This window comes from Lactobacillus sp. UMNPBX12 (assembly GCF_002553955.1).
In the GTDB taxonomy this organism is placed as follows: Bacteria; Bacillota; Bacilli; order Lactobacillales; family Lactobacillaceae; genus Lactobacillus; species Lactobacillus crispatus.
This window is the reverse complement of sequence record NZ_PCYY01000025.1, coordinates 1-12,631: the sequence shown is the minus strand read 5'-3', so window position 1 is coordinate 12,631 and position 12,631 is coordinate 1. Positions and strand designations below refer to the sequence as shown.

Annotated in this window: 11 protein-coding genes and 1 tRNA gene; 9 read left to right on the top strand and 3 right to left on the bottom strand. The window is 37.6% G+C overall.

The features are described 5' to 3' along the window. Positions 1-17 precede the first annotated feature (17 nt). Positions 18-1,637 carry an ABC transporter ATP-binding protein gene (locus tag CP363_RS08895; protein WP_089147577.1) on the top strand — a complete coding sequence of 540 codons (1,620 nt, stop codon included), beginning with the start codon at positions 18-20 and terminating at the stop codon, positions 1,635-1,637. Between the two features lie 88 nt (positions 1,638-1,725). Here CP363_RS08895 and CP363_RS08890 read toward each other — a convergent pair whose 3' ends face one another. Continuing rightward, the gene (locus CP363_RS08890; RefSeq protein WP_054832632.1) at positions 1,726-3,384 is read right to left on the bottom strand and encodes a phosphoenolpyruvate carboxykinase (ATP); all 1,659 of its coding nucleotides are present in this window, start codon (positions 3,382-3,384) and stop codon (positions 1,726-1,728) included. Positions 3,385-3,596: 212 nt separating this feature from the next. Between CP363_RS08890 and CP363_RS08885 the strand changes: the two genes are divergently transcribed. From CP363_RS08885 to CP363_RS08860, 6 genes are all read left to right on the top strand, one after another. Further along, entirely contained in the window at positions 3,597-5,417 is a 1,821-nt protein-coding gene (locus CP363_RS08885) for a TerB N-terminal domain-containing protein (protein ID WP_198995787.1), read from the top strand. 4 nt (positions 5,418-5,421) lie between these two features. Continuing rightward, positions 5,422-6,750, top strand: a complete 1,329-nt coding sequence (locus CP363_RS08880) for an ATP-binding protein (protein WP_061204485.1) — start codon at positions 5,422-5,424, stop codon at positions 6,748-6,750. A gap of 9 nt (positions 6,751-6,759) precedes the next feature. Beyond that, the gene (locus tag CP363_RS08875) at positions 6,760-8,997 is read left to right on the top strand and encodes a DEAD/DEAH box helicase (RefSeq protein ID WP_098036156.1); all 2,238 of its coding nucleotides are present in this window, start codon (positions 6,760-6,762) and stop codon (positions 8,995-8,997) included. Positions 8,998-9,042: 45 nt separating this feature from the next. Continuing rightward, positions 9,043-9,414 (top strand): hypothetical protein, encoded by a 372-nt coding sequence (locus CP363_RS08870; RefSeq protein ID WP_013085917.1) that lies wholly within the window; start codon positions 9,043-9,045, stop codon positions 9,412-9,414. A gap of 124 nt (positions 9,415-9,538) precedes the next feature. Next, complete coding sequence (locus tag CP363_RS08865; RefSeq protein ID WP_098036155.1) at positions 9,539-10,297, top strand: NADPH-dependent oxidoreductase; 759 nt, start codon at positions 9,539-9,541, stop codon at positions 10,295-10,297. Positions 10,298-10,371: 74 nt separating this feature from the next. Beyond that, positions 10,372-10,444, top strand: a tRNA-Thr gene (locus CP363_RS08860). 221 nt (positions 10,445-10,665) lie between these two features. Here CP363_RS08860 and psiE read toward each other — a convergent pair. Then, positions 10,666-11,073, bottom strand: coding sequence for a phosphate-starvation-inducible protein PsiE (gene psiE, locus CP363_RS08855; protein WP_098036154.1), 408 nt, complete (start codon positions 11,071-11,073; stop codon positions 10,666-10,668). 140 nt (positions 11,074-11,213) lie between these two features. On the opposite strand from psiE, the gene CP363_RS08850 reads away from it, so the two are divergent. Continuing rightward, complete coding sequence (locus tag CP363_RS08850; RefSeq protein ID WP_065989407.1) at positions 11,214-11,816, top strand: sugar O-acetyltransferase; 603 nt, start codon at positions 11,214-11,216, stop codon at positions 11,814-11,816. 51 nt (positions 11,817-11,867) lie between these two features. Here the strand turns inward: CP363_RS08850 and CP363_RS08845 are convergent, their stop codons facing one another. After that, positions 11,868-12,263, bottom strand: a complete 396-nt coding sequence (locus CP363_RS08845) for an iron-sulfur cluster biosynthesis family protein (protein ID WP_098036153.1) — start codon at positions 12,261-12,263, stop codon at positions 11,868-11,870. Positions 12,264-12,359: 96 nt separating this feature from the next. Between CP363_RS08845 and CP363_RS08840 the strand changes: the two genes are divergently transcribed. Further along, complete coding sequence (locus CP363_RS08840) at positions 12,360-12,617, top strand: hypothetical protein (protein ID WP_098036152.1); 258 nt, start codon at positions 12,360-12,362, stop codon at positions 12,615-12,617. Positions 12,618-12,631: the final 14 nt, after the last annotated feature.

Below are 12,631 nucleotides of genomic sequence, written 5' to 3'. Positions count from 1 at the left end.
TATGTGGGTATTAAACAATGAACACACAACAAATAAATTTTAAATGGGTAGTAAAACATGTTCCAATATATTTACAAATAGTTTTTCTGGTTTTATCGGCCATTTCAGCATTTGAAGGGGTATTAAATGCTGTACTGTTTGGACAATTAACTAATATCAATTTTAGTAACATTGACCACGTTTATAAATTTATTGGCTTAGCCTTTGGCGCATATCTGATAGTCTACATAGCCATGCTCTTGTTTTATTTGGTTCAAAATAGAATTGTGATGCTATTAAATATTGCTTTAAAACAAGAATATTTTTATTCTAAATTTGCTAATTCAGACATGAAGCAAGCAAGAGGAGCAGATGTAATCAATTCGATTAGTGGTACTGCTAAAGAAATTGAACAAAAATATTTCTTTGGGATAACTGACATAGTTCAGTTTGTATTTAATGTGGTTGCATCGGCAATAGTTGTTGTAGAAACTAATCTGATTTTGGGAATTATTTATTTGCTTCTTTCAGCGCTAACCCTGATTCCAAGCTATATTGGCAAGAAGAGGATGAATGAGAAAACCGAAAAATGGAATAAATCTAACTCACAGTTGATTCAGGCAATGAAGGATATATTTGAAGGACGCTTAGAAATACTGAATTTTGGTGTCAGACATCTTTTCTTTAAACGATTTGATCGAATCTTGGTTAATGAGGAAGACAAATATCGTAAGATGAATAATTGTCAATTCCAGGTACAATTCATTGCATGGTTAATCTCTTTAGTTACACTATTGCTACCAATTTTTATTGGCTTGCTTTTTATGCAGAGAGGCTGGTTTAACGTAACGGTAGCGGCCATTATAACTTTAAGTTTGTCAGCTGATAGGGTTGTGGGATATCTAAGAACAATTGCTTTGTATCAGACTCAAATTCATAGCACCGATGCAATTAGAAAAATAAAAAGCTATAATTTTGAAGAAAGTGAAAGTGTTAAACAAGATAATCATGACTCTCAAGCTATTTTGAAAATAAAAGATTTGTCTTTTTCATATAGTGATAAGAAAATTTTAGATGGTATAAATTTAACTTTGCGTGATCATGACAAGATCATTGTTACTGGGGCTTCAGGCATTGGGAAAAGTACATTAATTAATTGTATTGCTAATAATCTGAAGTATAACGGTGAAATCACCTTTGCTGGTCATCAAATTAATCCTGCCGATTTCATCAAGATCTCGCAAAGAATCTGGTTATTCCAAGGTACAGTGAGGGAGAATCTATCACTTCTGCAAAACATACCTGATGATCTAATGCTTCATGAAGCAAAAAAGATGGGACTGATTCATGAGTTTGGCAATGATTTTTTAGATAAATTAATTTCAGATGACGCGAACAATTTATCAGGTGGTCAGGCACAACGACTTGCTTTAGTTAGAGGTCTAATTCGTTCTAAGAAGATATATTTGCTTGATGAGATTTGTTCAAGTTTAGACCCTAAAAATAGTGATGCCATTCATAAGATAATCTACCAATTGCCGGCTATTGTCATTGAAATAGCACATAACTATAATCCACAACTTGCACAAGAGAATAAAGTGCAAGTTTATAAACTGATAGATGCCAAACTACAGAAGCAAAATTACATTGAGCAATAAAAAAGACGGGAGCTTAATCAACTCTCGTCTTTTCGTCATTAAGAAATTAAATTTTAATTGAATGAGACACTAATTTATTTCCTTAATATTAGCTCAATTCCTTGATGATAGCTTCCAAGGTCTTCTTAGCTTCATCTTGGATTGGTGTTTCTGGGTGTTCTTCATCGTACTTGTTGAGCCAGTTCAAACGATCTTGCATTCTCTTAGCTAAGGTCTTTTGGTATTCTGGGTCTTCAAGGTGAACTTCATAACCATCAATAGGTAAGTATGATACACCCTTGAAGTTACCGAATGGCTTGAAGTCGCTATCCTTGATGTTGCCGTTAGCCAAGTCTTCGATTAACTTCTTAGTAACTTCCTTAGGAATATCCTTGCCCATGAATGCATCAGTGTTCAAGCTGTAGCAGCTAGCACCACGCTTAGTGAACAATTCCTTGAAGTCTCTGTAATCACCTGAAACTGGGTAGGCTCTAAATGGGTCTGCGAATGGTTCGATAACTAAAGTATTCATGTCAAAGCCCTTAGGTAAGTTTTCAGCTGAAGTACGCTTGGTTGCTAAAGTACAACCCATAGTAGTTGCCAATACTGGGTCATCGATCTTGATGATTGGAGGTAATGAACCGTCCTTCATAATCCAGAACAATGCAGTAATTGGTGACTTTTCGAAGTCTACACGGTGAGGACTAGTGTAGCGGGTCTTGATAACACGACCGTTGTTGTTACGTAAGTCTTCGGTTACGATAACTTTCTTGCCGTCTTTGTCTAAGGTTACATCACAGTTCATAATAGTGGTGTAGTACTTAGTCTCGTGGTGGCCTGCTGGGTAGTCGTGAGTCTTGTCAAAGTATGAAGGTTCAAGAGCTACTGAAGAACCGTCTTCACGTGAAATAATGAAGGCATCATCGTGCAAAACAGTGATGTCATATTTACCATCGTACATTTCGTGAGTCAAAGTTGACTTACCTGAACCTGACAAGCCGTAGAAAGCAAAGGTCTTATCATCTTTATCGTCAAAGTGAAATGACTTTTCACCACCGTGACATGCAGTGTAGCCATGACGGTGAGCAATTGCCCAAGCTAAGGTCAAAGTACCTTTCTTAAGTTCACCGAAGTAGCGTAGGTTGAAGACAGCAGCACAGTTATGTGGAGCGTCAAATACGCCTAAGCCCTTAGGGTAATCTTCGTCTTGAACATTTGGATCGAAGTAGAAGTAAATATCTGGTTCATCATAGAATTTTGATTTTTCGTATAATTTTTCAGCTTCATCGTCAAAGAAGTGGAAGTTAAGGATGTATGAAAGAAGGTTAAAGGCTTGATCTTCGGGCATCATGATGTGAGCTTTTACAGTGAATGATGGGTCAAGACCTACTAAAACAGTAGCCTTTAAGTATTTTTGTTCATGTCCCTTGTAAATATCTTCACGTAAGTTGCCGTCTAATGCTTCAGCATCTTCATTAGGATTGTCAACAAAGTGACGGGCGCTAGCAGTTCTACCTAAAATCTTGCCGTGGTTGTAAACCAATTGGGTTGCGCCATGTGGCAAACCTAATTCCTTAGTGTGTAAGATTGGCAAGTCAGTAACAATAACGCCTGATTGCTTCTTAGCTAAGTTATAAGCTTCTGCAACACTGGTTACTTCGTGGACATTGTTGCCGTAAAATGCACTTTCAATAGTGGCACGAGTGCGGCTAAACATTGGATTATCTTTTCTTAATTCATCTTGAGAATAACGTTCTTTTGTACTCATATTAAGTTTTGTCCTCTCTAGGAAGCTTTTATAAAAACGCTTTCAATAACTTACATAAACTATAGTAACATAATTGTTTGTTAATAACCACACAAATATAAAAATATAAAATTTATGAAACTTAAAAATATACATGAGGAGCTGACATGCGTGACTTTGGTAAAAAATAAATCGATGATATAATGAACGTACGTGCGAAAAAAGGAGACAAAATGGATTCAAATCAACTCTTCAAATATGTCTATGCCAAATATGGTTTGAAATTTAAGCCTGCTGTACCAGGTTCCACTAGCGTTTACGTTTTAATGTCACCAGTTGATAGTGGTTATTTTGCGATGTTATCACGTGGGCAAGGTCAGAGTATATTGGACCTGAAATGTGGTGCAATGGCTGCACTAATAAGAGATTTGCCTGGCTTCACTGATCCAATGAAGATCAAGGCGGCAGATTGGGTTGGGGCAATATTAGAAAAAGTTAGTGAAGATTCACTCAAAAAAACACTTGATTTTGCTTTTAAACTGGCGATGAATGGTGATGAAGTAAATATCGCCCAGAATCAATATTTTTATATTGCACCAGATAAAGTAGATGACCGCTATCAAGCCCAAGCAATTAAACCAAGTGAAAATCTTCGCAAGAAGCATAACAATAGTCTGGTTCCAGATAGAATTAGAAAGATGCTAGAAATTTATGACTACAGCATTTTGCCCAGTCGTGGCCGAGCTAAGAATTTTTATCAACAGGCTAGGATGATGGCCGACTATGATGATGATTATCCTGAATTTTTTGCCTTTAAGCGTTTTTATCCAACTTATCACGATATGAATACTGGGCAGCTTAGAAGTTACTTTACTTGGCGTAGCAAGATTCGCCAGCATGTTTTTGAAAAAACGAGTACATCCTATGCCTTTGTTTATATTTATGAATTACTGAACAATATTGGTGTTGATGACGCACAAGATGGATATGAAAAGCTGTTAGAATTTGAAGGAAAATATGTGCAACAATTTGACATTAGTATTGATGTATATTTACAAGACTGGCTCAAAGATTATGTTCTTTATTATGATTTAGACGAAAAAATTATTAAGCAGCGCTTTGCATCTGAGATTAAGCGTGATCATGATTATGAGGTTTTACACCATCCAGAAAAATTTACTGCGCAAGAGTTAGCAGCAGTCTTTGCAAAGAAAACGACTTATTGGAATTCATCTAAAGTTATTAATAAGAATGAAAAGTTATTTGTTCAACTGTTGCGTTACGTGTGGCTGGAGCTGCTGGATGCTAAAAAATACGGCATTGCATATTACAGTGCGTTTGTGGGCAAGCCTGATATAATTGAAAAGCCAATCTTTGCAGGCAGTGTTTTTTATCTGCGAAAACAACAAGTAGCTGACCATCAGATTGATGCAGTAAGAAAGTATCATTTTTACCAAGGAAAATGGCAAATTCATTGTGATCAACAAATCAGCCGTCAGCGGGTTAATTTAAATAATTTTCTCCATGAATTAGATAGAGTGGCGCGAACAGAATTTAAACTAGGTCGGTCGATTAAGCCGCGATTTATTGATCAAGCTGTACTTAAGGCAATTAACGCGGGGGTTGCTGAATATAGCATTCAAGAAAAAAAGGCGCAGATTGATCAGATTAAGATTGATTTTTCCGATTTGGATCAAATTCGGGCCAATGCTTCGAAGACGCGTGATAGTTTGTTAACGGATGAGGAAAAGCAGCTAGAGCAGGCAGAAGCGCAAGAAGAAGTAGAAAAACAAGCAGATGAAACTGTCAAAGTTGATAATGAATATGGCTTAGATGAAAATGAAATGTTTTTCTTAACTGCATTGCTGATGCAGCAGCCTTGGCAGACCTATTTGAAGCAGCACCACTTAATGGCATCAATTTTGATGGATAATATTAATGAAAAATTATTTGATGAATTCGGTGATGTGGTTTTAGAAAATAACGAACAGGACCAACCACAAGTAATTACCGATTATGTAGATGACTTAAAAGATATGTTTTTGAAGGGATGAAATCATGCCACAAAAAAGAAGAGTACCAAAAAGAATTGCGCAAACTGTCCTTAATTCATTAAAGGGTGGGGTAGTGCCAAGAATAGGGTTACCTTATATTACCGTGGGGAGAAAGGCCGAGATTGAGGCCCTATTACACGATGTGGATGTTATTCAAGAAGGCGGAGCAAGCTTTCGTTTTATCGTGGGTCGTTATGGCTCAGGAAAAAGCTTTTTACTTCAAACGATCCGTAACTATGTGATGGATAAAAATTTTGTTGTTGTAGATGGTGATTTATCACCTGAACGTCGGCTGCAAGGATCAAAAGGACAGGGTTTAGCAACATACCGTGAATTAATTCAGAACTTATCAACTAAGACTAGGCCTGAAGGTGGTGCCTTGACTTTGATTCTAGATCGCTGGATTAATTCAGTGCAGATGCAAGTTTCGCAAGAAACAGGCTTAAATAATGATGATCCTAAATTTGAGCAAGCAGTTGACCAGAAAATTTATGGCGTCATTTCTTCATTAAACGAATTAGTTCATGGTTTTGATTTTGCTAAATTGCTGAACATGTACTATCACGCTTATATGAGTGGTGATGATGAGACTAAGGCTAAAGTAGTCAAGTGGTTCAGAGGAGAATATAGCCATAAGACTGAGGCTAAAAAGGAATTAGGCGTTGATATCATTATTAGTGATAGTGATTGGTATGAATATTTAAAGTTATTTGCGACTTTCTTTAGACAAGCGGGCTATGCTGGTTTAATGATTATGATTGATGAATTGGTTAATATCTATAAAATTCCGAATGCAATTAGCCGCCAGTACAACTATGAAAAGATTTTGACGATGTATAACGATACCTTGCAGGGAAAGGCAAAATACCTGGGAATCATCATGTGTGGTACACCGCAAGCAATCGAGGATCGTCGCCGTGGCGTTTATTCATATGAAGCTTTGCGTAGTAGATTAGCAACTGGAAAATTTGCTCAAGCAGGTGCGCGTGATATGTATGCGCCAGTGATTAAGCTGGAACCACTAACCGCAGAAGAGATGTTGGTTTTAACGGAAAAATTGGCTGACATGCATGCGGGACTTTATGGCTATGAACGGACAATTACGGATGATGATTTAGCGCAATTTATCAAGATTGAATATGCGCGGGTTGGTGCGGATACTAATATTACGCCGCGTGAAATTATTCGTGACTTTATTGAATTGTTAGACATTGTTTGGCAAAATCCACAGACAGATATTCAGACTTTGCTTAATTCAGACCAATTTTCATATGCTAAGTCTGAAGCAGTATCTGATAATCAAGAAAAAGATTACACTGAATTTCAAATTTAAGGATTAATTATGGACGTTTTTTCACATTACGCGCCTTTTATTCAAGACTATATTTATGAACATGGATGGCGTACTTTGCGCCCGATTCAGGTGGCTGCAGCTGAGGAAATTTTTGAAACTGAGGATAATGTATTGCTCTCAGCTTCAACTGCATCAGGAAAAACAGAAGCGGCCTTTTTCCCAATTTTGTCGGATATTTATCAAGAGCCGGAAGATTCTGTTAAGGTGCTGTATATTGCACCATTAAAAGCTTTGATTAATGATCAATATGATCGGTTGATCGAGTTGTGCCAGGATGTGGATATCCCTGTTGGGCGCTGGCACGGTGATGTGGCTCAAACGCAGAAGAGAAAGCTGCTCAAACATCCCTCAGGAATTTTGCAGATTACCCCAGAATCACTCGAAAGTTTTATGATTAATAAGCATATGGACATCCCGCATTTATTCGGTGGATTGAAATATATTGTAGTAGATGAACTACATTCATTTTTGCGAAGTGATCGTGGTGGACAGACTTTCTGTTTAATCGAGCGACTAAGCAAGTTAGCTGGAGTCAATCCCAGAAGAATCGGACTTTCTGCAACGATTGGCAATTTGAAAGAGGCTAGTGCTTTTTTAGGTGCAGGTTCTAATCGGAAAACTGTCGCGCCCAAAGTGCAAAATCAACCTCAAATCTGGCATCTATCGATGGAACATTTTTATCAGACAGATCCCCAAGCTAGCAGTAAAGATTTTGATCCAAGCCAGATTGAACCTAAAACTGATCGGGCCCCCGAATTGGCAGATCCAGGAATTGGCTATATTTTTGAACATACGCGTGGCAGAAAATGCTTAGTTTTTACCAATAGTCGAGAAGAGTGTGAGGCAGTTTGTCAGGAGTTGCGGGCTTATTGTGCATATAATCATGAACCCGATCGTTTTATGATTCATCATGGCAATTTGTCACCTGCATTGCGTGAAACGGCAGAAGCAGCGATGAAAGATGAAGATGTCTATATGACAACTTGTGCTACGGCAACATTAGAACTAGGAATCGATATTGGACAATTAGAAGCAGCCTTTCAAATTGATGCTCCGTTTACCGTATCCGGTTTTTTACAAAGAATGGGACGCACAGGTCGCCGTGGCAATCCCCCGGAAATGCACTTTGTCATGCGCGAGGAGCATCCTGAATCGCGGGCAATGTTACCGGAATTGATTCCATGGCCACTGTTGCAAGGGATTGCCTTAGTGCAGCTTTATGCAGAAGAAAAATGGGTTGAACCGCCTGCACCTAACCGACTTCCCTATAGTTTACTCTATCATCAAACTATGAGTACGCTGGCATCAGGCGGGGAAATGACACCAGCAGAATTAGCTTCAAGGGTATTAACTCTATCGTATTTTCATAATGTTTCGCAAGAAGACTATCGCATCTTATTAAAGCATCTGCTTAAAACTAGTCACATTGAATGGACTGAAAATCATGGCTTAATTGTTGGTCTTGCCGGTGAAAAAGTTGTGAATAACTTTAAATTTTACGCTGTTTTTCAGGAAAATGAGGAATTCATTGTGCATGCCGGCAGTGAAGAATTAGGAACAATCGTGAAGCCCCCTCCCGTTGGGGATAAGATTGCAATTGCTGGTCGCGTTTGGGCAGTTGAAGATGTTGATCGCAAGCGCCATCAAGTATATTGCCATGAGGTGAAGGGAAGAATTCCTGCTTTCTTTGGGGACGTGCCGGGGGATATTCAGCCGAAAATTTTGCAAAGAATGAAAAAGGTGCTGACTGAAAAGGGGATGTATCCGTATTTAATGCAGAATGCTCAAGCAAGATTAACCCAAGCACGTGACACTGCCGCCTTGGCTGAGTTGCCAAAGAAGAATCTGATCAAATTAGGTGGCAATATGTGGTGTCTTTTTCCTTGGACAGGGACTTACGCATTTATAGCATTGGAACGGTTAATTAGAATTAAATGCGGTGAAAAACTAAATATTCGTGGCTTTAATTCTTCCCGTCCATATTTCATGTACTTTGCAATGGATGCCGATGAGGATGACTTCTGGCGGATCATTAATGAAGAAGCACAAAAAGACTTTGATCCCTTAGACCTGGTTTATCCTAAGGAAGTTCCTGGAATTGATAAGTATGATCAATATTTGCCAGATGAATTACTTAGAAAAGAATTTGCGCAGAGCGTTTTGGATATTCAAGAAATGAGACGGTGTGTTAAGGCAATGGCAGAGGACTATCAAGAGAATAAGTAGAATTCTGTTATAATAGAAAAAAACTGATTAGAAAAGAGAATAAAAATGGCTTTAAAAATTAATCAATCTGTTTCTAAAGATGCCCAGGCACGTGATTTGCTTAAGGAATTAATCAAGGTGCACCAAGTTCATCAAGCTTATAATGTGCGTGATTTGACTGATGCCGATGAACAGATTTTGGAGAAAGCATTTAACAAAACACGTCAATTAATGCCAAGAATTACTGCTAAGAAAATTAAGTTTGATGATAAGCAATGGGATTCATTGTTCAACTTATTGATGGCAGAACAAATTGCTTTTGCTCGAGTATTGAGTGAAGGCGATGAAAATTTGACGACTTATGCTCAAGCTAAAAATCAAGCTGAGCAAGCTGCAGCCTTAGTTAATGCACAAATGGTTAAATTGGATAAAAAGTAAAGAAATTCCTGCTCAATTTGGCGGGAATTTTTTGTTAGGCTTAATTTTAAATAGTAACTTTACAAAGGAGACCATAATTTTGTACACTACTTATTAAAAAGAAGTAAGTAGAAAGAGGAGCGCAATGCTACATAATTCAACAGTTGATGCACAAATCAATCATAGATCAATTAGAAAATTTAAAGATGAAGTGCTGAATAAGGAACAATTGGAAACTTTATACACAGTTTTTCAACATACTGCAACGAGCATGTTTATGCAAAATGCCAGTTTGCTTCATGTAACTGATCCTGAACAGAAAAAGAAAATCCAAGAGCTTTGCAATCAGAAGTATGTTGGCGCCGAAGGTGACTTATTTATCTTCATTGTTGATTTGTACCGTAATCAACAAATTCGTCAACAACTTGGCAAAGATGATGGCCGTGTTCATACGACTGATATCTTTTTCCAAGCTATGGAAGATACACTGCTTGCTTTTCAGAATGTGGCTAATGCGGTAGAAAGCATGGGATTAGGCTATGTGCCACTTGGTACGGTGAATGATCATCCTTTGGAGATGCTTAAGACTTTAGATTTGCCAAAACTGACTTTTCCAGTGTTGGGGATGCAAGTTGGTGTGCCAGATCAAGAACCACAATTGAAGCCGCGCTTGCCACTTGAATATACATGCTTTGAAGGTAGTTATAAGAAGGATTTTGATGTGAAGGATCTTAAGGACTACGATGACGTGGTTACGACTTATTATGATTTGCGGGATGCTAATCGCCGGATTGATTCATTTACCAAGCAGATTACTAGTAAAAAGCTTGATGATCATGAGACCGATCGGGATCAATTGCCGGAAGAATTGCATAAACAAGGCCTTTGTTTAGATTGGAAATAGAATTGCAACAAGAATAATGCTGTGGTGATTGCACCCGGTGCGTTGTTTTGGTATAATTCATTTGTTGTGAGGTCGCTGAATTAGCTCAGTTGGTAGAGCATCTCCCTCGTAAAGAGAAGGTCGCCAGTTCGACTCTGGCATTCAGCATCAGAGTATTACTAAAAAGCATTATTTATTTTCAATATTGTTAATAAATGATGCTTTTTTTGGTTGTATGAATTACGTTCAATAATGAAAGGAAACGTAGTATGCAGATATGGCAATGTTTTTTCTAAGAAACAACTTAATGAGTTCATGGTGCAAAGTTAATTAGTAAAACAAAAAACTGTATCACTCCAATGACATTAGCCTAGAGTGATACAGTTTTTTTACATATTACGCAGATTTTTATTGAAAATAATCATTGCGATTACTAGTACTAAAATTGAAGCAGAAGTGGCAAGCGTACTCCAAATGTTACTATGAGAAGTAATCAGACTGCGAATTAGCGCAGTAACACCTAAGCCCAATAGAAAATTGATGCTAGTGTGACCGTTATGACGCAAGGCTGAAATAATCATTGCAGTAAATTCAAAGAAGAGGAAGAAAACGATAATTTCTGACATAATCTCGGAGTTGCTTTCTTCGATCTTAGTTGAAAATAATGATTGGCAAAGTGGAATTAGATCGCGGAATAAGAGTATGATCAGAATAATCCCGAGTAAACCAATTGCGACTACTAGTAGATTCTGTAAAAGGCGAGCAAATTTAGCGGTAAATTTGTTGAAGTTTTTCATGGCTTTAATCCTTTCTTTTTTACCATTATAGAATAAGCAATAAGATTAGGGCTAGGGTGCTAAATATTATGCGTCAAACATGCGAAAGCGCTTTTTCTTTTCTATAATAAAAATAGAAGAACTAATGAAAGGAAAGAATCATGTCGCTTAGAACAAAATTTAATTACATGGCAACTGGTCGTCCTTATAATGATGCGGATCCTCGCCTTGACACCTTGAGAGATCTTGCTACCTTGAAGACCAATAATATTAATAATGAGAATGATCACGCTAAAAAAGAAATATTAATCAAAGAACTCTTTGGTTCAACAGGTGAGCATCCCTTCGTAAACCCTAATTTTCGTTGTGAATTCGGACAAAATATTCATGTTGGGGATAACTTTTATGCCAACTATGATTGCACGATTTTAGATGGCGCGCCTGTTTATATTGGAAACAATGTTTTGTTTGGTCCTAAAGTTGGCTTGTATACCAGCAACCATTTATTTGATCCAGCCGAACGAAAAGCCGGTGGCTGTGTTGCACATTCGATCGGCATTGGTGACAATGTCTGGCTAGGTGCAGGGGTTAGCGTAACTCCAGATACAATTATTGGACGTAATTCAATTATTGGTGCAGGCAGTGTAGTTGTGAATGACATCCCAGATAATGTAATTGCAGCGGGGAATCCATGCAAGGTAATTAGAAAGATTACCGCTGCAGATCGTACTGGATTCGATCCTAATAGTGGTCAATTTCTATAGAAAAAAGACAGTAGTTGATTTCAAACTACTGTCTTTTCTGATCATCTTAATCTAGCAACGCCATTCAACGCCGGTCATTTTTACATTCTTTTGAGCTTTAATTAACTCGGCGCCATTGCCGATATCAACGCCGCCATCAAGCAATCCTTCGTCACTCTTTAAGTTGAGGGATGCATTGGCGTAGTCAACCACTAAATTTGGTCCCATCATTGTGGTGTCGTATTTAGAAGTGTAAATATTGATTCCTTGGTTATTTTCAAATTTGATTGGATAATCAGGATCAACTTTGTCTACATAAATAATGGAAAAGTGACTGCCAATTGCACAACCGCCGCCTTTGATAGAATATTTACCACCACCATCGTCGACGATTAAAATTAGAATTTTATTCAAGATTTCGCGTCTTTTTAAGTAGTCAAGCGCCTTGTCAGTGAATGTAATTTTCATTTCGAACACTTCTTTCTTGTTTCATCTTGTTAACTCAATTATAGTCAAAAAGAATAGTAAATAAATTAATTTAAATCAAAAATGGAGGAAAAATAAATGACTGATAAGAGCCATGATCCAGATAATTTTGATTGGCTGGATTCCATTATTAATGAAGAAACTGACAAACGTGTAAAAAATGAAGGTTCTCAAAAGAAGGATCAAACAAGCGATGATTCTGATAATCATTGGTTTGATTCGATCATCGATGCAGCAGTTGAAAAACGTACTAAGGAAAATGAACGGATTCTGCACAAATTGAAGGAAAAAGAAAGGTTCAGTATAAATTCTTGTGTAAACGGCTGTGAGATTTAGGATGCCTTTCGGGA